Origin of the sequence: Pontibaca salina (genome assembly GCF_016307205.1) — a bacterium.
Lineage (GTDB): Bacteria > Pseudomonadota > Alphaproteobacteria > Rhodobacterales > Rhodobacteraceae > Pontibaca > Pontibaca salina.
On sequence record NZ_JAEIJD010000009.1, the window covers coordinates 47,085 to 66,392 of the forward strand.

General features: G+C 59.5%; 18 protein-coding genes and 1 tRNA gene. 12 read left to right on the plus strand and 7 right to left on the minus strand.

From position 1 onward, the window contains the following. Positions 1–10: 10 nt before the first annotated feature. Positions 11–820 (plus strand): serine O-acetyltransferase, encoded by an 810-nt coding sequence (gene cysE / locus JAO82_RS11180; RefSeq protein WP_198686466.1) that lies wholly within the window; start codon positions 11–13, stop codon positions 818–820. Between the two features lie 90 nt (positions 821–910). On the opposite strand, the gene JAO82_RS11185 is transcribed toward cysE, so the two are convergent. The 4 genes from JAO82_RS11185 to JAO82_RS11200 form a co-directional block, all read right to left on the minus strand. Next, positions 911–2,203, minus strand: a complete 1,293-nt coding sequence (locus JAO82_RS11185; RefSeq protein WP_198686467.1) for a pyruvate dehydrogenase complex dihydrolipoamide acetyltransferase — start codon at positions 2,201–2,203, stop codon at positions 911–913. Positions 2,204–2,215: 12 nt separating this feature from the next. Continuing rightward, positions 2,216–3,580 (minus strand): pyruvate dehydrogenase complex E1 component subunit beta, encoded by a 1,365-nt coding sequence (locus tag JAO82_RS11190; protein WP_198686468.1) that lies wholly within the window; start codon positions 3,578–3,580, stop codon positions 2,216–2,218. A 14-nt stretch (positions 3,581–3,594) separates the two neighbouring features. Next, positions 3,595–4,617, minus strand: a complete 1,023-nt coding sequence (pdhA, locus tag JAO82_RS11195) for a pyruvate dehydrogenase (acetyl-transferring) E1 component subunit alpha (RefSeq protein ID WP_198686469.1) — start codon at positions 4,615–4,617, stop codon at positions 3,595–3,597. Between the two features lie 121 nt (positions 4,618–4,738). Further along, the gene (locus JAO82_RS11200; RefSeq protein WP_198686470.1) at positions 4,739–5,038 is read right to left on the minus strand and encodes an FtsB family cell division protein; all 300 of its coding nucleotides are present in this window, start codon (positions 5,036–5,038) and stop codon (positions 4,739–4,741) included. Between the two features lie 166 nt (positions 5,039–5,204). Here JAO82_RS11200 and JAO82_RS11205 point away from each other — a divergent pair, with 166 nt between their 5' ends. The 4 genes from JAO82_RS11205 to JAO82_RS11220 all read left to right on the plus strand — a co-directional run bounded on the left by JAO82_RS11205 (position 5,205) and on the right by JAO82_RS11220 (position 9,052). Further along, a complete protein-coding gene (locus JAO82_RS11205) occupies positions 5,205–6,824 on the plus strand; it encodes an acyl-CoA dehydrogenase family protein (RefSeq protein WP_198686471.1) in 1,620 nt (539 codons plus the stop codon). Positions 6,825–6,919: 95 nt separating this feature from the next. After that, positions 6,920–7,405: a bacterioferritin gene (locus JAO82_RS11210; protein WP_198686472.1), complete on the plus strand. Its 486-nt coding sequence runs from the start codon at positions 6,920–6,922 to the stop codon at positions 7,403–7,405. Positions 7,406–7,544: 139 nt separating this feature from the next. Next, positions 7,545–8,489 carry a mechanosensitive ion channel family protein gene (locus JAO82_RS11215; RefSeq protein WP_198686473.1) on the plus strand — a complete coding sequence of 315 codons (945 nt, stop codon included), beginning with the start codon at positions 7,545–7,547 and terminating at the stop codon, positions 8,487–8,489. A gap of 47 nt (positions 8,490–8,536) precedes the next feature. Next, positions 8,537–9,052 (plus strand): DUF421 domain-containing protein, encoded by a 516-nt coding sequence (locus tag JAO82_RS11220; RefSeq protein ID WP_198686474.1) that lies wholly within the window; start codon positions 8,537–8,539, stop codon positions 9,050–9,052. A 106-nt stretch (positions 9,053–9,158) separates the two neighbouring features. On the opposite strand, the gene JAO82_RS11225 is transcribed toward JAO82_RS11220, so the two are convergent. Then, positions 9,159–10,337 carry an MFS transporter gene (locus JAO82_RS11225; protein WP_198686475.1) on the minus strand — a complete coding sequence of 393 codons (1,179 nt, stop codon included), beginning with the start codon at positions 10,335–10,337 and terminating at the stop codon, positions 9,159–9,161. Between the two features lie 516 nt (positions 10,338–10,853). Beyond that, a complete protein-coding gene (locus tag JAO82_RS11230) occupies positions 10,854–11,588 on the minus strand; it encodes a winged helix-turn-helix transcriptional regulator (RefSeq protein ID WP_232897361.1) in 735 nt (244 codons plus the stop codon). 201 nt (positions 11,589–11,789) lie between these two features. On the opposite strand from JAO82_RS11230, the gene JAO82_RS11235 reads away from it, so the two are divergent. The 4 genes from JAO82_RS11235 (at position 11,790) to JAO82_RS11250 (ending at position 15,193) form a co-directional block, all read left to right on the plus strand. Then, positions 11,790–13,229 carry an FAD-binding oxidoreductase gene (locus JAO82_RS11235; protein ID WP_198686476.1) on the plus strand — a complete coding sequence of 480 codons (1,440 nt, stop codon included), beginning with the start codon at positions 11,790–11,792 and terminating at the stop codon, positions 13,227–13,229. Positions 13,230–13,322: 93 nt separating this feature from the next. Further along, positions 13,323–14,258 (plus strand): carbon-nitrogen hydrolase family protein, encoded by a 936-nt coding sequence (locus JAO82_RS11240; RefSeq protein WP_198686477.1) that lies wholly within the window; start codon positions 13,323–13,325, stop codon positions 14,256–14,258. Between the two features lie 198 nt (positions 14,259–14,456). Then, complete coding sequence (locus tag JAO82_RS11245) at positions 14,457–14,822, plus strand: cupin domain-containing protein (protein WP_198686478.1); 366 nt, start codon at positions 14,457–14,459, stop codon at positions 14,820–14,822. Positions 14,823–15,103: 281 nt separating this feature from the next. Beyond that, positions 15,104–15,193: transfer RNA gene (locus JAO82_RS11250), tRNA-Ser, on the plus strand. A 54-nt stretch (positions 15,194–15,247) separates the two neighbouring features. Here the strand turns inward: JAO82_RS11250 and JAO82_RS11255 are convergent. Beyond that, positions 15,248–15,409: a helix-turn-helix transcriptional regulator gene (locus JAO82_RS11255; RefSeq protein WP_198686479.1), complete on the minus strand. Its 162-nt coding sequence runs from the start codon at positions 15,407–15,409 to the stop codon at positions 15,248–15,250. 533 nt (positions 15,410–15,942) lie between these two features. Between JAO82_RS11255 and JAO82_RS11260 the strand changes: the two genes are divergently transcribed. The 3 genes from JAO82_RS11260 to JAO82_RS11270 all read left to right on the plus strand — a co-directional run bounded on the left by JAO82_RS11260 (position 15,943) and on the right by JAO82_RS11270 (position 19,298). Further along, positions 15,943–17,433 carry an ABC transporter substrate-binding protein gene (locus tag JAO82_RS11260; RefSeq protein ID WP_198686480.1) on the plus strand — a complete coding sequence of 497 codons (1,491 nt, stop codon included), beginning with the start codon at positions 15,943–15,945 and terminating at the stop codon, positions 17,431–17,433. 68 nt (positions 17,434–17,501) lie between these two features. Next, positions 17,502–18,452 carry an ABC transporter permease gene (locus JAO82_RS11265; RefSeq protein ID WP_198686481.1) on the plus strand — a complete coding sequence of 317 codons (951 nt, stop codon included), beginning with the start codon at positions 17,502–17,504 and terminating at the stop codon, positions 18,450–18,452. 3 nt (positions 18,453–18,455) lie between these two features. Continuing rightward, the gene (locus tag JAO82_RS11270) at positions 18,456–19,298 is read left to right on the plus strand and encodes an ABC transporter permease (protein WP_198686482.1); all 843 of its coding nucleotides are present in this window, start codon (positions 18,456–18,458) and stop codon (positions 19,296–19,298) included. Positions 19,299–19,308 lie beyond the last annotated feature (10 nt).

A 19,308-nucleotide genomic window follows, 5' to 3' on the forward strand; every position in this document is an offset into this window, starting at 1 on the left:
AGAGGTTGCCATGGCTGAGATACGCAGGAACATTTCTCCGGTCGATCCCGTCTGGGACCGGATCCGGGACGAGGCACAGGAGGCCATCCGTAAGGAGCCGCTGATGGGCGGGCTGATTCATGCCTGTATCCTGCACCACAAGACGCTGGAAAAGGCTTTGTCCTACCGCTTTGCGGCAAAACTATATTCCAACGAGATGTCGATGGTGGTTTTGCGCGAAATCGCGGACGAAGCCTTTGCCGAGAATCCCGAACTGATCGAGGCCGCCCGTGCCGATTTGGTGGCAGTCTACGAGCGCGACCCGGCCTGTCATCGGCTGTTGCAGCCGGTCCTTTACTTCAAGGGATATCAGGCGGTTCAGGCCTATCGCATCGGCAATTGGCTGTGGACGCAGGGTAAGCGCGATCTGGCCTATTTCATTCAGATGCGGGTGTCGGAGATTTTTGGTGTCGACATCCATCCAAACGCGCGAATCGGCAAGGGCATCATGATCGACCATGCCCATTCCATCGTGATCGGCGAAACCGCCGTGGTGGGCGACAACGTATCGATGCTGCATTCGGTCACGCTGGGCGGGACCGGCAAGGAAAAGGAAGACCGCCATCCCAAGATCGCCAACGGCGTGCTGATCGGTGCCGGGGCCAAGGTCTTGGGCAATATCCCAATCGGCGAATGTAGCCGCATCGCGGCCGGATCGGTGGTGCTGCAAGAGGTGCCCGCGTTCACGACAGTGGCGGGCGTTCCAGCCCGGATCGTCGGGAAATCGGGCTGCGGTCAGCCGTCGGTCAGCATGAACCAATTGTTTCCCGATTACGACTGATGTGAGCCTGATCAGCGGCGCAATCGATGCGCCGCTGATCAGATCATATTGCGTGAAAACGGGTTCATCCGGTGCTCAAACAGCCCAGTTTCAGACCAGCATGGTCATCGGGTTTTCGAGATTGTCGACGATTGCCTGCAACAGTTCCGCACCCAGAGCCCCGTCAATCACACGGTGATCCACTGACAAGGTGACAGACATGATCGTGGCGACCGTCAGTTCGCCATCATCACCCACCACAGGTTTCTTCACCCCCGCGCCGACCGCCAGGATCGCACCGTGGGGCGGGTTGATGACGGCGTCGAAATTGTCGATCCCGAACATGCCCAGATTGGAGATCGCAAAACTGCCGCCCTGATATTCCTGTGGGGCAAGTTTGCGCTCGCGCGCGCGGCCAGCAAGATCTTTCATCTCGGCGGAAAGCGCGGACAGAGATTTTGCTTCTGCATCGCGCAACACCGGCGTGAACAGACCGCCTTCGATGGCGACAGCGACAGCCACATCCGAGGGTTTCAATTTCAGAATTCGATCGCCCGCCCAGACCGCGTTGGCCGTGGGCACCTGTTGCAGCGCCAAGGCACAGGCCTTGATGATGAAATCATTGACCGAAAGCTTGACGCCCCGACTGTCGAGTTGCGCATTCAACGTGCTGCGGAATTTCAACAGAGCGTCGAGACGGATATCGCGCCGCAGATAGAAATGCGGGATCGATTGCTTGGCTTCGGTCAGGCGCGAAGCGATGGTCTTGCGCATGCCATCCAGTTGGATTTCTTCGTAATCCCGGTCGGCATAGATTTTCGCCACTGCCTCGGCTGACGGGCCGGCAGCCACGGCTGCGGCCATCGGTGTGGGGGTCGCTTCGCTGCGCGCCGCGTCCTGCGGGCGGGCGGATTCGACATCGGCCTTGACGATACGACCGCGCGGGCCAGACCCAGAGATTTGTGACAGATCCAGCCCCTTGTTGGCGGCGATCCGGCGGGCGAGCGGCGAGGCAAAGATACGTTCGCCATTGGCTGTTTGCGGTGCAGACGCTGCGGGCTGCGCCGTGTCCTTTGCCGGGGCCGCCTTGTCGCCCGCCGCAGCCGCCGGGGCGGCTTCTGGCGTGGTTTGCGCCCGGGTCGCAATGTCATCGACGCTTTCGTCTTCGGCCAGCAGCACCGCGATCGGGCTGTTGACTTTGACACCCTCGGTGCCCTCGCCAATCAGCAGCTTGCCGATCGTTCCCTCATCCACCGCCTCGAATTCCATCGTCGCCTTGTCGGTTTCGATCTCGGCCAGAAGATCGCCCGCCGCAACGGTATCCCCTTCCTTGACCAGCCATTTGGCAAGCGTGCCTTCCTCCATCGTCGGCGAGAGGGCGGGCATCAAAATTTCCGTGGGCATGGCCCTTCCTCCTTATTTATAGGTAACTTTGCGCACCGCTTCGAGCACTTCCTCGGTGCTGGTCAGCGCGTATTTTTCAAGATTGGCGGCATAGGGCAGCGGCACGTCCTTGCCGGTGCAATTGATTACCGGAGCGTCGAGCCAGTCGAAGGCCTCCTGCATCAGGACCGAGCTGATATAGCTGCCGACCGAGCCTTGCGGCCAGCCTTCCTCGACGGTGACGCAGCGGTTGGTCTTTTGAACCGATTTGATGATCGTCGCGGTGTCCATCGGGCGCAATGTGCGCAGGTCGATTACTTCGGCATCGATCCCGTCTTTCGCAAGGATTTCCGCCGCTTCCAGTGCATAGCTCATGCCGATACCAAAGCTGACGATGGTCACGTCTTCGCCCTCGCGCCAAATCCGGGCCTTGCCGAAAGGCACCGTGTAATCGTCGATATCGGGGACATCGAAACTGCGCCCATAAAGAATTTCGTTCTCTAAGAAGATCACCGGGTTGTCATCGCGGATCGCGGTCTTCAGCAAGCCTTTGGCATCGCTGGCGGAATAGGGCATCACCACTTTCAGACCCGGAATCTGCATGAACCACGCGGCGAAGTCCTGACTGTGCTGCGCCGCAACCCGCGCGGCGGCGCCGTTGGGGCCGCGAAAGACCATTGGCGCGCCCATTTGGCCACCAGACATATACAATGTCTTGGCCGCCGAGTTCACGATCTGATCCATCGCCTGCATGGCAAAGTTGAAGGTCATGAACTCGACAATGGGGCGCAGCCCGCCAAAGGCCGCACCCACGGCGAGACCGGTAAAGCCGTGTTCGGTGATCGGCGTATCGATCACCCGCCGCGCGCTGAATTCATCTAGCAACCCCTGAGAGATCTTGTAGGCGCCCTGATATTCCGCGACTTCTTCGCCCATCAGGAACACATCTTCGTCGCGCCGCATTTCCTCGGCCATGGCGTCGCGCAACGCCTCGCGGACGGTCTGCTGCTTCAGCTTGGTGCCTTCGGGCCAGTCCGGGCTGGTATCGGGTTCGGGGGCCGCGGCGGCGGGGCTGGCGGCGGTTGCTTTGGGGGCAGATTCCGGCGTTTTGGTCTGCGCCGTTTCGACGGCCTGCGCCGCATCGTCGACGCTTTCACCGTCTTCGACCATGACCGCGATCGGGGTGTTCACCTTGACCCCTTCGCTGCCCTCATTCACCAGAATACGGCCGACGATGCCTTCGTCTACCGCTTCGAATTCCATCGTGGCCTTGTCAGTCTCGATTTCGGCCAGAATATCGCCTGCCGAGACGGTGTCGCCTTCTTTCACCAGCCATTTGGATAAAGTGCCTTCTTCCATGGTCGGCGATAGGGCGGGCATGAGAATTTCAGTTGCCATTGATCTGTTTCCCTTCAGGCGTTCTGCGGTGCCGCTTCGGCATAGATATCGGTCCAGAGTTCCTCCAGCGCCGGTTCGGGGCTGTCCTTGGAGAATTCGGCAGCGTCATTGACCACCTGTTTGATTTCCTTGTCGATGGCTTTCAGATCCTCTTCGCTGGCGTGTTTGCCCTCCAGCAACAGGGTGCGCACATGTTCGATGGGGTCGCGTTCCTCGCGGATTTTCTGGACCTCTTCACGGGTTCGATATTTCGCCGGGTCCGACATCGAATGCCCCCGATAGCGATAGGTCATGATCTCAAGAACATATGGTCCCTTGCCCGAGCGGCAGTGCGCCACGGCTTTTTCCCCGGCCTCTTTCACGGCCAGAACATCCATGCCGTCAACTTGCTCGCCGGGGATGCCAAAGGGTTTGCCGCGGGTATAAAGCTCGGGTGTCGAGGTCGAGCGGCTTTGTGACGTGCCCATCGCGTACTGGTTGTTCTCGATCACGAACACCACCGGCAGTTGCCACAGCGACGCCATGTTGAAAGTCTCGAAAACCTGACCCTGGTTGCTGGCACCATCGCCGAAATAGGTGAAGGTAACCCGCCCGTTTTCCTTGTAGCGGTCGGCAAAGGCCAGCCCGGCGCCGATCGGCACCTGCGCGCCGACGATGCCATGCCCGCCATAGAAGTGCTTTTCACGGCTGAACATGTGCATCGAGCCGCCCTTACCCTTGGAGTAGCCCCCCTCGCGCCCGGTCAGTTCGGCCATGACGCCGTTCGGATCCATGCCGCTGGCCAGCATATGCCCGTGATCGCGGTAAGAGGTAATCCGCTTGTCACCCTCTTCAGCAGCGGCTTCTAGCCCCACGACCACGGCTTCCTGACCGATATAAAGGTGACAGAACCCGCCAATCAGGCCCATGCCATAAAGCTGGCCGGCTTTTTCTTCGAATCGGCGGATCAACAACATCTCGCGGTAGTATTTTTTCAGCTCATCCGCAGCAATATTGGGTTTTATATTGGGTTTTTTGGTGTTTTTCCGGGCGGCCATATAATGATCATCTCCCTCGATGAAGGTAGTTTAACGTTAAACTATCAGATATATAAAAAATTGCAGCTTCAAAAGTATAATGACTCGGAGCGTCTCCGGCGTCCAGAGGGGCCACGCCATCTCAGCGGATTACCAATTCATCCGCGCGTAACAAACCGAGAACCGAGCGGGCCTGCTGATCAAGCAGATCAAGGTCCAGATAGTTGTCGGACAACCGGCGTGTGAGATTTTCCATGACCGCGATTTGGGTTTCCATCTGCTCAAGCTTCGCGCGCAGGGTTTCGGCTTCGGCTGAGATTTCGACCCGACGAAACAGGCCATAATCGCCCTGCACGGCGGCAAAGGTAAAATAGGCGCACAAAAGGAACGCGATGGCGAAATAAATCAGGGCGCCAAAACCGGGTCTGCTGGATCGGATCAAAACTGCTTGCCTTGCTGGGCACCCTGTGCGGGCGTCTGTTGGCCGAATTATCGCACAATCAATCGGCCTTGTGAATCCCTTGTGAGATCGGACGCGACGAATCAATATCCCGCCCGACTGGAAAAGGCCTGCGGTGCTGTTATCCTGTTATCGAGGAGGAATTGTCATGCCCCCGAGCCCCCCAAACGACGATCTTGGTACTCATCACGTCAGCAACCAGCCGATGCCGCAACTGTCCCGCGATCTCTGGGCCAACGATATTGCGTTGCGCGGGGCGATCGCGCGCAATGGCGGTCGCGCCGATGATCTGGCTGCGGCCGGTGCGGTCTATGGCAGTGCGGAGATGCGGCAGGCTGCACAGGAGGCCCGCCGCGATCCGCCCCGGCTGATCGCCTTTGACCGAACTGGGCGGCGTCGCGACGAGGTGGCCTATAATCAAGGCTATCACCATTGCCTGAGGGTCGGCGCACAGCAAGGTTATGCAAGTGTCGCCTGGGATGGCCGGCCCGGTGGTCACGTGACCCACGCCGCACAGGTCTATATGTTGTCGCAGGTTGAACCGGGCACCTGCTGCCCGCTGACCATGACCTATGCGGCGGTGCCCGCGCTGAGGGCCGATGCGAACCTTGCTGCGCTCTGGCAGCCGCGTCTGACGGCGCCGGATTACGACCCGTCCCTATGCCCAGTCGATCAGAAACACGCCGCAACGATGGGCATGGCGATGACCGAAAAACAGGGCGGTTCAGATGTGCGGGCGAACACGACACGGGCACGGCGCGATGGTGATATCTACCGCCTGACCGGGCATAAGTGGTTTTGCTCGGCGCCAATGTCGGATGGGTTCCTGACGCTGGCCTATACCGACGAGGGGCTGACCTGTTTTCTTGTGCCGCGCTGGCTGGACGGGACACGCAACACGATCCGCTTGCGACGGCTCAAGGACAAGCTGGGCAACCGCGCCAATGCCAGCGCCGAGATCGAATATATCGATGCGCTGGCCCATCGGCTCGGCGATGAAGGGGCAGGGGTGCGCACCATCATCGAAATGGTGCATCACACGCGGCTCGACACCGCCATCGCCCCTGCCGGCCTGATGCGCGCGGCGCTGAGCGAGGCGCATTGGTGGGTCAACGGGCGCAAAGCCTTCCAGCGCCGCCTGATCGACCAACCGCTGATGCGCACGGTTCTGGCCGATCTGGCACTTGACTGGGAAGGGGCGCTGGCCGCTGGCCTTGCCATGGCGCGCGCTTTTGACGGGCCGGGGGCCGAGAACCGCGCGCTGGCGCGGATCGGGGTGGCGTTGGTCAAATTTCTCAATAACAAGCGCTGCGTGCCGGTGGTGGCCGAAGCAATGGAGGTGCTGGGCGGCATGGGCTATATTGAGGAGACGCCGATGCCCATGCTCTACCGGGAGGCACCGCTAAATGGGATCTGGGAAGGCTCGGGCAACGTTATATGTCTTGATATCCTGCGCACGCTGGCGCGCGAGCCGCTGGCGGGCGCGGTATTAAACCATGCGCTTGATGCCGCGCGGGGCGCAAATCGGCACTATGACAGGGCGCTGGAAAATCATCGCGCGCGCTGGCCCGACCTCGCGGGTGAGAGCGAAGCGCGCTGGTTTGCCGAAAGCCTTGGCACTTTGTTGACAATGGCGACGCTGATCGAAACTGCCCCTAATGCGATTTCAGACGGCTATGCCGCGACGCGATTGAGTGGCGCTCGCGGGCTGGTGCCGGGCAGCGTAACCGGGCTGGATACCGATGCAATTCTGTCGCGGCTTGGCTGAGCGCAGGAATCCTGCTTGCGGCCTTGTCACAGATCGGCACCGCCTTATGTCAGGTCGAGAAGCTACATAGCTGTTGACGAAAAGGAGCACCGATCATGGATGAGAACAAGGAAAGCCTGTCCAACCTGCAAACCGCTCTGTCGATGGAATTGTCGGCGGTGACCCAATATCTGCTGCATGCGCATGTGCTGGATGACTGGGGTCTTGACCGTCTGGCAGACAAGATGCGTGAGGAAATGCACGAGGAGCTGGGCCATGCCGGACGGTTTATCGACCGCATGCTCTATCTGGGTGGCGAGCCGGTCATGGAGCCGCAGAAGAACCCGCGCCCGGCGAAAAGCCTGCAGGAAATGTTCGAAGCCGATCGCCAGGACGAAAAGGATTCGATCGCTTTCTACACCAAGGCCGCGCGCAGCGCCTCGGATAGCGATGACATTGGCAGCCGCGCTTTGTTCGAAGAAATTCTGCTGGATGAAGAGGGCCATTGGGATTGGCTGGATCAGCAACTCCGGCTGTTGGACCGCATGGGCGAACCGGCCTTCACAGCCAAATATATGAGCGTGGGCGGGGATGACGACTAAACTTGCGCGTGGGGTGCATGCAATCGATGTGCCTGCGGGTTCGGGGCCAAGATAACAGGCTTGGCCCGAGCCCTGAAAACTCGAAGGCGCGCGTTCAGCATCATACGAGACGGTGACATGACCAACGCGGGAACCGATCATGGATCAGGTAGACGCCAATGTCGGACTGATATTCGATAAGCTGGATGGCTGGCTTGACGGGTTGTTCCGGTTGCTGCCGAATATCCTTGTCGCGATTGTCGTCGTGATCCTGTTCTGGCTGCTAGGTCTAGGACTCGGCAAGCTTGTTGTCACAACTGCAAACCGGCGCGGTCGCGAAAGTCTGGGCGAGGTTGGCAGTTCGCTTGTTCGCTGGGCGATGGCAATCGTTGGGATAATGCTGGCTGTCACCATCGTGGCCCCCTCGGTTACTCCCGGCGATCTGTTTGCCGGGCTTGGCGTCAGTTCGGTCGCCATTGGCTTTGCCTTCAAGGATATTTTGCAAAACATGCTGGCTGGCATCCTGATCCTCCTGCGCCAGCCCTTTGAGGTTGGCGATCAGATCGTTTCGGGCGGACATGAGGGAACCGTTGATAAGATCGAGACCCGCGCGACCATGATCACCACCTATGATGGGCGCCGTGTCGTCATTCCCAATGCGGTCATTTACACAGATAGCGTGGTCGTTAATACGGCGTTCGAGACGCGCCGCTCTGAATATGACATCGGCATCGGCTGCAATGATCCTTGGGATCGGGCGCGCGAGTTGATGGAGCAGGCCTGCGCGGCGGTTGAAGGGGTCAGCAGCGATCCGCCGCCAGAGACAATTCCCATCGAATTGGGCGATTTCGCAAATGTGGTCCGGTTGCGGTGGTGGACCAAATCCGATCGCGCCTCGCAGATACATACCTTTGGCGAGGTGCTTCAAGCGGTTTACAAGGCGCTTGATCAGGAAGGTATCGATATGCCGTATCCGACCCAGGTCCATCTGTTCCACGACCAGACCGAAGAGGTTGACGGCGATCGCACGCGCCAGCGCGAAGGCTGGCCAGCGGGTCAGGGCAAGGTGCCAAAGTCACGCCAGCAAGTGAAAGCGGATGGCTAGGGGCAGCGCTATGCTCATGGCCGCAGCGCATCCCGATGGAGGCCAAGATGTTCGTTGATGATCAGGTCGTTGATGTGCTGTTGCGCGGGACTCTGCTGTCGTTCTTCGGGTTGCTGTGGATCATTCTGCTGGTCCGTATTGTCGGGCTGCGCTCGTTCTCGAAGATGACCAATTTTGATTTTGTCATGACCGTTGCCATGGGCTCGCTTTTGGCCGGGGCCAGCCAAAGCAAGGATTGGGCCGGTTTCGTGCAGACCGCGACCGCGATGGCGAGCCTCTTCGCGGTTCAGTATTGCGTCGCTCGGCTGCGCAAATCATCAGAACAATTTGAAAAGATCGTGCAAAACAAGCCGGTCTTGTTGATGAAGGACGGCATTGTGCAGCAGGATGCGTTGCGAAAGACCCGAGTCAGCCGCAATGATCTTATGGCGAAACTGCGCGAGGCAAATGTTCTTGACCAATCACAGGTGCGCGCTGTGGTGCTGGAGACCACGGGCGATATCTCGGTCCTGCACGGCGAAGATCTGGACGACGATCTTCTGACCGGAGTGCGTGCAATTTGATTGATGCGGTGCGGCTGTGGTGCGCTCACCGCAATCAGCCAGTGTACCCTAGCGGTCAGCCTTTGAGGCGATAACCACCCGCATTATCGAGCAGCGCCCATGGAGCCTAGACCGGCGTGTTGCGACAATATCCCTTGGTTTCGCCTTGGGCCTTTGTCTGGAAGATCACCAGCGAGATCACTGCGGACAATGCAGCCAGCCCCAGCGCCAACAGGTAGTTCTGATAGAGGTCAAAAAACAAACCAGCCGCAGCAGGCCCCATCAGACCGGCGGCGGCCCATGCGGTGAACACGCGCCCGTAAACGACGGTTCCCAAACCAGTGCTGAAACGATGGGAAATATATGCCGGATAGGCTGCGATGGTGCCACCATAGGCAAAACCGACAACCGATAAGCCGATCAGGGTCACCGTCAGTTGCGGCGCGACTGCCATGAGCAGCAAGGCGGTCGCTGTCAGGGCCGCAAGGCCCGTCAGAACGGACCGGCCGCCAAACCAATCCGTCAGCGTCCCGGCCAGCAGGCTGCCGACCATATTGGCCAAGGCGATCACGATCGGTGCCAAAGTGATCCAGAACGTCCCGCCGTCACTTGCTGCCACCATGCCGGTCGCGTGGCCAATGGCCATCAGTCCGGCTGTGACTGCGCCGCAATAGCTGAGCCAGAGCCAAATAGTCTGCTGCCTGAGGCTCCCGCCAACAGGCTGCGTGTTTTCGGTTTCAAGCGCGTAAGTCACCCGCGAAGCCGCCAGTGTCAGTGCGCTTAACGCGGCAGTGATCAGCAGACACACCGCCAGCAACAGCAGCGCCGCCGCCCAGCCGCCGCCTGCAATGGCAAAACGCAGCGGTACCGGGAAGACCACGGCACCGAGCGCATAGCACGCCGTGACAAACCCCATTGCAAAACCCCGTCGTTGGGGCAGGGCGCGGCCAGCAAATTGCAACGCATAGCCGTAGCCCAAACCGTTGGCGGCCCCGAAAACCAGACCGAAGCCAAGCCAGACAAAGACCATGGAGGGACTGAAAGCGGCCAGTGTGCACCCTGCTGCCGCCAGCGCGCCAGTCATTGCTACATAGGCGGGGGGGGACAGGCGGTCATATAATCTATGGCCCAGAAGGACGGCAGCCGCCAAGGCCGCAAGCGCGATGGAATAGGTTAAGCTAGCGGTGCTGCGCGACACGCCAAATTCGCTTTCCAGCGCCAGAAGCAATATCGAAAACGCATGCACCGACCCCAGAATGAAGGCAAGCAGCCCCGCGCCCGCGAGGGCCACCCTAGGACGATTCATTTCCGCCGCGCTTCACTGAATTGCTGCAATGCGCCCCGCACGCCTTGCGGGGCAAGAAAACTGGAAACATAAGTTTCCTCCAAAGTTAGAAGCGCATCAGCCGCTATATAAAAGTACCTTCTGGTCGCCCTTCAAGCCAAGGAGCCGGTCGCAGTCCGTGCCCAGTCGGCTGCCGATCTTATCGTATTTCACATTGTGAAACTCAATCAAGAACTCGCCTCACCGCAATGGCCCGCCAGCACAAATTTAATGCGATACCTTCGCCACTTGCGGCAATAATTTATGCGGTTTGCTGCGGGCTGGAAGCCCCGTTTAAGGTGGGTCGGTTGCTCTGGCCAACTGCCGGACGTTGTCTGGCTTTTCATCCCGGATACTCACCCGCCTAGGGTGCTCAGAATTATCCTGAGAACGCTTTGCGCAATTTTTTCAGTTAGAGGGCAGGGGGCGGTGAGGTCACGGCTTTGCGGGATTGTGGAGGTCCCGGTCCAGTTTTTGTAGTGCAGGGCAGCGCAGATTTCATACCCGCTCAACGCGGTTTTTCTCAGCAGCGAAGACACTGAGCCCGAGCCATTGCTGCATTGTTTTCGCCAATTGGCGCGAGCCGTCAAAATTAATCCGGTCACACGCCTTTTCTACCGTATCAAGCCCCATCCAGATCGCCGTCATCGTCCGGAGGTCCGTCGTGACGTAAAGGTCTATGTCAAAGCCAGGATCTGTCGCGCAAAGGTCTATGCTGCCTTTGGGTTCGACGACGAGCCAGAAATTGCGGCGTGTGGACGGCAATTCGGGATAGCAAAACCTAACAACCACGCGCCGTTCCGGCAGCGGTGTCGGGTCGAGATTGCGGCGCATGTCCCACATCAGCAGCGAGGCATCGAGGTTGCGCAGCGACAGGTTCGATTCGACCCATCTCTGGCCCCATACGCCTAGCGCCTTGACCACAGGGAGAAGATCTTCACCGGCGGGGGTGAGGTGGTATTCGCTGATGCCGGCATCGCCAGCGACGGGGACGCGGACCACGATTCCGGCAGCTTCCAGTTCCTTCAAGCGCTGGGATAGCAACGTCGGCGACATTCTCGGCACGCCACGCTTGAGGTCGTTGAACCTTGTGGACCCAGCCACGAGCTCGCGCACGAGCACCATTGTCCACCGCTTGCACAGCACTTCCGAGGCCATCGCCACGGGACAAAATTGGTAATAGCTGCCTTGTGACATCATATGCACTTTTGAAGCCATGCCGTCAGTTGGCATGAAATCTTATAGCACAGATTTCAGTTGTCCGCAGCAATGGTCCGGAAGGCTGACAGGTTTGTGGTCCATTTTCTGCACTAGTCCGAATAGCGAGAAGCGCGCACCATGCTCCCGTCGAGTGGAACAGCTTGATGCCGCATCCGAACTCCAAATCCAGAAGTCCGAACGCGGTCACTTCTTTCATTTAGAGGAGATACGCACATGACTTATCCAATAACTGCCTTGAATGGCGGCTCCGTAGCCGTATCCGACGAGGATATGGACGGGCTGCGGGGCGACACGCGTGGTGGGGTGTTGCTGCCCGATGACGCGGGCTACAAGGAAGCGGGCGCGATTTGGAACGGCATGATCAGCCGCCGCCCCGGTCTCGTCGTGCAGCCGCTGGGTGCCAGCGACATCAAAGCGGCGGTAGAGTTTGCCGCCCGTCACAATCTGCTGATTTCGATGCGGGGAGGCGGCCACCAGATCGGCGGGCTCGCCGTGGCAGAAGGCGCTTTACTTGTCGACATGTCGCGAATGCGCCATGTCCATGTCGACCCAGAGGCTCGCACGGCCCGTGTCGGTGCTGGCTGCTTGCTGGGCGATGTCGACCGCGAATGCCAGCGCCACGGGCTGGCTTTTCCCACGGGCATCAACAGCACCACTGGCATCGCGGGGTTAACGCTCGGCGGCGGCTTTGGCTGGATCACGCGCAAATACGGCATGACCATCGATAACTTGCTCTCAGCCGAAATTGTCACTGCCGACGGTGCGATCCTGACAATCAGCCCCGACAGCCATCCCGACCTGTTCTGGGCCTGCAAAGGCGGCGGCGGAAACTTCGGGGTCATCTCGTCGTTCGAGTTTCGCCTGCATCCGGTGGGGCCGGAGATCCTGTCCGGACTGCTCGTGCACCCGCTTGACGCCGCTCCCGAGTTGCTTCGGAAATATCGCGAGATCAGCAACAGCGCGCCGGATGAACTTACGGTCTGGACCGTGATGCGCAAGGCGCCGCCGCTGCCATTCATTCCCGAGGACTGGCATGGCCGCGAGGTGATGATCTTTGCCGTGTGCTATTGTGGCGATATGGCCGAGGGCGAGAAAGCCGTTGCCGACTTGCGTGCGCTGGGGCAGCCGCTTGCCGATGTGATCGGTCCGCACCCCTATACGGGTTGGCAAATGGCGTTCGATCCACTGCTGACGCCGGGCATGCGAAATTACTGGAAGAGCCAAGATTTTCTCGACCTGACGGAAGAGACGATCGGCCACCTTGTCGATGCGGCCCGCAACCTGCCAGACGACCAAACGGAAATCGTTTTGCCACATCTTGGCGGTGCGATGGCGCGGGTTGCCCCGGCAGCCACGGCCTTTCCGCAGCGGAAATCGCACTTTACGCTGAACCTCCACACACGGTGGGAAGATCCTGCAAAAGATGCGGCTTGTATTGCTTGGGCGCGTGCGCTGTCGGATCGGGTCGCGTCGCAATCGGCGGGCAGCGTTTACGTGAACTTCATGCCCGAAGACGACGCAGCGCGGATCGGCGGCGCTTATGGCAACAACATGGATCGATTGCGACAGGTAAAGGCCCGATATGATCCGGGCAACCTGTTCCGCGTGAACCATAACATCAGCCCCGCAACCGCCGCTCGCGCGGCGGAATAGATGCGGCCACTATCTTGATATCTATGACGCAACTGGGATCGGGGTGTCACCCTGAACGTGATGCACCCGAATCCGGCCTGAGGAGTGAAGAACATGCGTGTTTCCGTCATCCAGCAGCCCCCCGTCTATCTCGATCGCGAGAAATCCATCGCGAAGGCCTGCGATCTCATTGCGGCATCCTCCCGCGAGGGGGCTGAAATGGTCGTGTTTCCCGAGGCTTGGATACCGGGCTATCCCACTTTTGTCTGGCGTCTGGCCCCCGGCATCGGCATGGGCAAGACCGACGAGTTATACGCTTGTCTCCAGGATAATGCGGTCGACCTGAACCGGGATGGGTTGGCGGCGATCCGCGCTTGCGCACGCGAATTCGGAGCGGTCGTGGTCATTGGGTACCATGAATTGGATGGCGCAGGCAGCGGTAGCACGCTTTACAACAGCTGCGCGATCATCGACGCCGATGGAAGGCTGGCCAACAACCATCGAAAATTAATGCCGACCAATCCCGAACGGATGATTTGGGGATTTGGCGATGGCTCGGGTCTGAATGTGGTCGAAACCGCGGTGGGGCGGGTCGGCGCACTGATCTGCTGGGAAAACTATATGCCGTTGGCGCGTTATGCGCTCTATGCCCAGAATATCGACATCTACGTTGCCCCGACCTGGGACAGCGGAGAAAGCTGGCTTGCAACCATGCAGCACATCGCCCGCGAGGGCGGCTGCTGGGTCGTGGGGTGCGCGACGGCGCTGGAAGCCTCGGACATCCCCGCAGACGTGCCATATCGGGACGAGTTGTTTCCCGACGCGGCAGAGTGGATCAATTCTGGCGATGCGGTGGTCTACAAGCCATTTGGCGCTGCGCTGGCCGGCCCGATGCATCGCGAGAAAGGGCTGCTCATCGCCGATATCGAAGTGGCCGCTGCGCGGGCCTCGCGTCGCAAGTTTGATGTCAGCGGGCACTATGCCCGGCCCGATGTCTTTTCTCTCACCGTGGATCGGCACCCGCGACGCGCAGCGGAGTTTCTCTCGTGACATTGCCCGGCCGATCAAACCGCAACCGCCTGAATGTCCGACCAAACGGGCAAGTCACCCCGTTGAAGGAGTAGGCGGCGCCGAGGACTCCCGCCAAAAGGTTTTGCAACGGCTAACTTACGAGGGTCGGATAGCGCCTAAGACGAAACCGGATCGCGGCAATCGCTGTGATCAGCAACACAGGAGAGGTAACTTATCATGACCAATGCAATAGAAATAAGACGCTTCGAACACCCTGACGACGTTCTCGACATGAAAGAAAACGGCGGAATAAATATCATCAGGATGCGCGGCGGGGCGACTGGCATGCACGCTATATTCGAGCCCGGCTGGACTTGGGAGAAGGACGAGAAGCCGCTGCTTGGTTCACCTGACTCGTGTCCGATGCACCACACCGGCTACTGCATTGCAGGTCGATTGGTGGTCCGCATGATTGACACCTTGGTGGAAACGTCGATTGCGGCTGGCGACTTCTTTGAAATTCCCCCCGGCCATGATGCCTATGTCGAGGGCTCGGAGCGCGTCGAGCTTATCCTGTTCGAGGCACCTGCACACCAGCATTAGAGCAACCGTCTTGCTCACGCCGTCTTGGCTATCAATTTGCAGTCTTGCCTGATCAGGGGGTTGGTCGTTCGTAGCAGCGCGCGCCTGAAGGCGGACGCTTCGTCTCTGGTGAAGGCGTCACGTCATACCGGATAGGATCTTCATAGAGGGTTGAATCCTCAACCCAGAAAACTGACCAGATCCGCAGTGTTTTGCGCCTGTTAATGGTCCCGGGGAGGTTTTTTCAGAAAAGCCCAGTTTAGTCTTGTAATCCCTGTGCTTGCTTGGCTATACGCGGCGGCGGAGACGTGGCCGAGTGGTCGAAGGCGCTCCCCTGCTAAGGGAGTAGGCTCGTGAGGGTCTCGTGGGTTCGAATCCCATCGTCTCCGCCACAATTCATTGGCAAGCTACTGTTTTAGAACAGAAACCTAAAACCTTATCCCCCATCATGATCCGGATCGTCTCGGAAGGCGCTGGAACATGCCCAGCTTGATCGGGTCACTGAAAGTGCCCACGGCCATCATCGCGTAAATGGTGGTGCGCGACAGCCCGGTGATGTGCAGCACCGACGGCAGGCGCAGGATGGTTGTGGGATTTTGCTCTTTCATCCTTAAGCTCACCGGTTTGAGCGAGAGCAAAAGAGGGCGCGGAGGATTTCCTGGCCCAGGCCGAGGCTCATTGTCTGGTGCGGCTGAGCACTCCCGTCAAGATAGGCCCCTAAGGCTTTGCCGCGTAGCGCGCGAACAATCTCGTGGTGCATGATGCCATAGGTGCGGTCAGCAGCACGCGCAACTCGGCCTGCGCGCGGCCAACCTGGTTGCTCTTGCCAGTCTGTCAGGGATCGAAGACCCGCTTCACGCAGCCCCAGCGCGACCGCAACGCAGTGATGCGCAGGCCGGTGTAGTTGGTCGCGAGTCATTTCGCGTAGCGTTGGCTAAATCGGCGCGCTTCCTGACCCAACCTGTCGCGCAGCAATTCCGTAACGCCGCCTCGACAGGTTTATCATGCTCGGCTGACGGAAAACTTGTCATCAAGATGTCATCGCTCTGAAGCAAAGCTGTGATCTTCGGCGGGGTATAACGCCCTCAGGCAATAATGCTTTCACATCTCGTTGACGGGCCGCAGCCCGAAGGACACTTTGTTGAAAAATTCGCTTTTCCTCTCGGCAGCCATCGCTCTGGCCAGCACCGCCGCTTCGGCTCAAACTCTGCGCATCCCCCATGAACTGGGCTATGGAGGCTCAGAATCGCTCGACCCGATTTCGCCCCAGCGTTTCTATGAAGCCATCCAGAACATGTATTCGCGCCTGGTCCGCCAGGGCGACGACGGTCGCCCCTCGCCGGATCTGGCGCTGAACTGGGAGACGACGCCGGACGCCAAGGAGTGGACATTCGCGCTCCGACCGGGCGTGACCTTCCACAATGGCAACACGTTCACCGCAGAAGACGTGGCTTTTTCGTTGATGCGCACCCAGTCAGAGACGATCCAAAGCCCCACCAAGGGGGTGATGGAAATCATCGATCGCGTCGAAGTGGTGGATGACATGACGGTTAAGGTCGTGCTCAAACAGACGCATGCCGACTTCCCGCTTTTGGTGATGGACTACCGGATCAAGATGCTCGACGCCGAAACCTGCGGCCACAACCTGGACGCGCTATGCGAAAGCGGCAACGGCACCGGCCCTTATAAAATGGTCGAATTGGACGCCCTGGGCACCACCACGCTGGCCCGGTTTGACGACTATTACGGCGGCCTGCCTGGTGCCGAAAACCTGGAACTGATCGCTATCGCCGATCAGGATGCCCGTGTGGCCGCACTGCAGGCCGGTCAGATCGACTTTATCTATGCGCTATCTGCCGAGCAGGTGCCGCTGTTCGCCAACAATCCAAACTTCACCGTTCAGACCGTGCCCACCGGCCGCTGGATCGGCATGATTATGAACACCACTGTTGCCCCCTTTGATGATGCGCGGGTCCGCAAGGCGATCCGGATGAGTGCCGACCGCGACGTATTGGGCAAACTGGTCTTTGGTGAGGACAACTATATCACCAACTGCGATCACCCGGTCTGGCCTGGCGACCAGTATCGCGCCGACATTGCCTGCGAGCGTGACATCGAAGGTGCCAAGGCGCTGCTGGCTGAGGCGGGCTTTGCCGACGGGCTGACGGTTGAATTATTCGTGTCCGACATCACCGAAGGCGCGGTGCGCATGGCCGAAGTGCTGCAAAACCAGGCCAAGGATGCCGGAATTACCATCGAAATGGTACGCGTCCCTGCCGACGGTTTCTGGAGCGACGTGTGGATGAAGGAACCCTTCTTCGCCACCGGCTGGTCGCAGCGCCCGGCCGACCAAGTCCTGAACGAAGCCTATAGCTCGACCTCCGCCTGGAATGAATCGGCGTGGCAATCGGAAGAGTTCGACGCCGGTCTGGAGGCGGCCCGCGCCGAGTTGGATTTCGACAAGCGCAAGGAACTTTACGGCGATCTTCAGCGCCAAATCTGGGAGGACGGCGGCTCTTTCATTCCGGTACATCTGAAAACCGTGCGCGCTTTCTCGTCAAACCTGTCAGGCATTGATCCGGTCGAGGATTTTTCGATCCGCTACGAGAACCTGACCAAAGAAGCCGACTGAAATCTCAGCGCCCCTGAACATGGATGCAGCTCGTTACGCGCTGCATCCCGTTATCCAAGGATAGAACCATGCCTACTCTGATCCTGCGGCGCTTCGGCTTTGCCGCCTTTACGATCGCGTTCGTGTCGATGATCATGTTCGCGGCGGTAGAGGCTCTGCCCGGAAACGTCTGCACCTCGTTTCTGCAGCGCCTTGCCCAAGGGCCACGGCTGGAACGCTGCATTGAACAACAGGGGCTGGATCGTCCCGCCATCGAGCGCTATGCCGATTGGGCCAGCGGTGCCTTGAAAGGCGACTTCGGCTATTCGCTGAAAAAACGAAAACCCATCAATGAGGTGATAGGTGAGCGTTTGGCCAATACTGCCCTGCTCGGCGGGTTGGCGACGTTCTTGGCCATTCCCTTAGCCGTCTTTCTGGGTATCGTCGCCGGGGTCCGACGGGACAGACCATTGGACCTGTCGCTTTCCGGCATCGCCATGCTGGCCATGACCATCCCCGAATTCGTGACTGCCACCGCGCTGATCTACGTCTTTGCCATCGTGCTGCAATGGTTCCCGGCGGTGACCGTGATGCGCAGCGGGATGGGCTTTTTTGACATGTTGCCCAACGTGGTTTTGCCCGTGCTGGTGCTCTCCGCCGTGCTGATCGCGCATATCATGCGAATGATGCGCGCCAGCGTGATCGACGTAATGGCATCCGATTACGTGCAGATGGCGCGGCTTAAAGGCGTGCCCGAACGCCAAATCATCCGCCGCCACGTGGTGCCCAACGCGATGATCCCGGCGCTGAACGTCATCGCACTAACCGTAGCCTGGCTGCTGGCCGGCGTGGTCGTGGTTGAGAAAGTGTTCAACTATCCCGGGCTGGGGACGCTGATGATCCAGGCGATCTATGACCGCGACCTGCCCCTCGTGCTGTCCGTCGCCCTGATTTTTTCGGCCATCTACGTAGCCGTGAACCTGCTTGCCGACCTTGCTGCGCTGATGATCGACCCGCGCCTGCGCAGAGGGGGACACTGAACCATGCTCCAATTGATCAATACCATCATTTCGCGTCCTTCGGGGGCCATCGGCCTGACCCTGACGGCTTTGCATCTGGCGATAGCCCTGCTGGCGCCGCTGATCGCGCCTTATGATCCGACCGTGCAAAACGCCGACGCCGTTTTACTGCCGCCCTCTCTCGAACATTGGATGGGCACTGATACGCTGGGCCGGGATATTTTCTCCCGCGTCTTGCATGGTGGGCGACTGGCCATTTCAGTAACCTTCGCCGGGGCTGTGATTGCCACCGTGTGGGGCAGTTTCGCCGGGATCATCTTTGGCACGGTCGGCGGGCGCATCGATGAATATTTCATGCGCCTCGTCGACGCTTTTCTGTCGGTTCCGTGGTTGTTGTTCCTGCTGCTGATCATCTCGATCGGCGGGGCAGGTCCGAGCACGATCATCCCGACATTAGGCTTTTTCTACGGTGCCGCAGTACTGCGCGTGATCCGGGGCGCGGCGATGCAGGTGGCGGCGCGCGACTTCGTCACTGCCGCCAAGGCGCGGGGCGAAAAGCTCTGGCCGATCCTGACGCGCGAAATGTTTCCGAACCTCAGCGACGTCATACTTGTCGAAGGTGCCATGCGTTGGAGCTGGATGCTCCTCGCCTTCTCATCGCTCAGCTTCCTGGGCTTTGGCGCGACCCCACCCACGCCCGACTGGGGCCTGATGGTGGCACAGGAGCGCGGGCTTTTGTCCACGGCGCCCTGGGCGGTGTTCTGGCCCTGTCTGGCGCTGTCATCGCTGATCATCGGAATCAACCTGCTGGCAGATGCCATCGGCAAGGCGCTTGGCATTGACCGCGCCACTGCGATGGCCATGTGATGAGGAACGA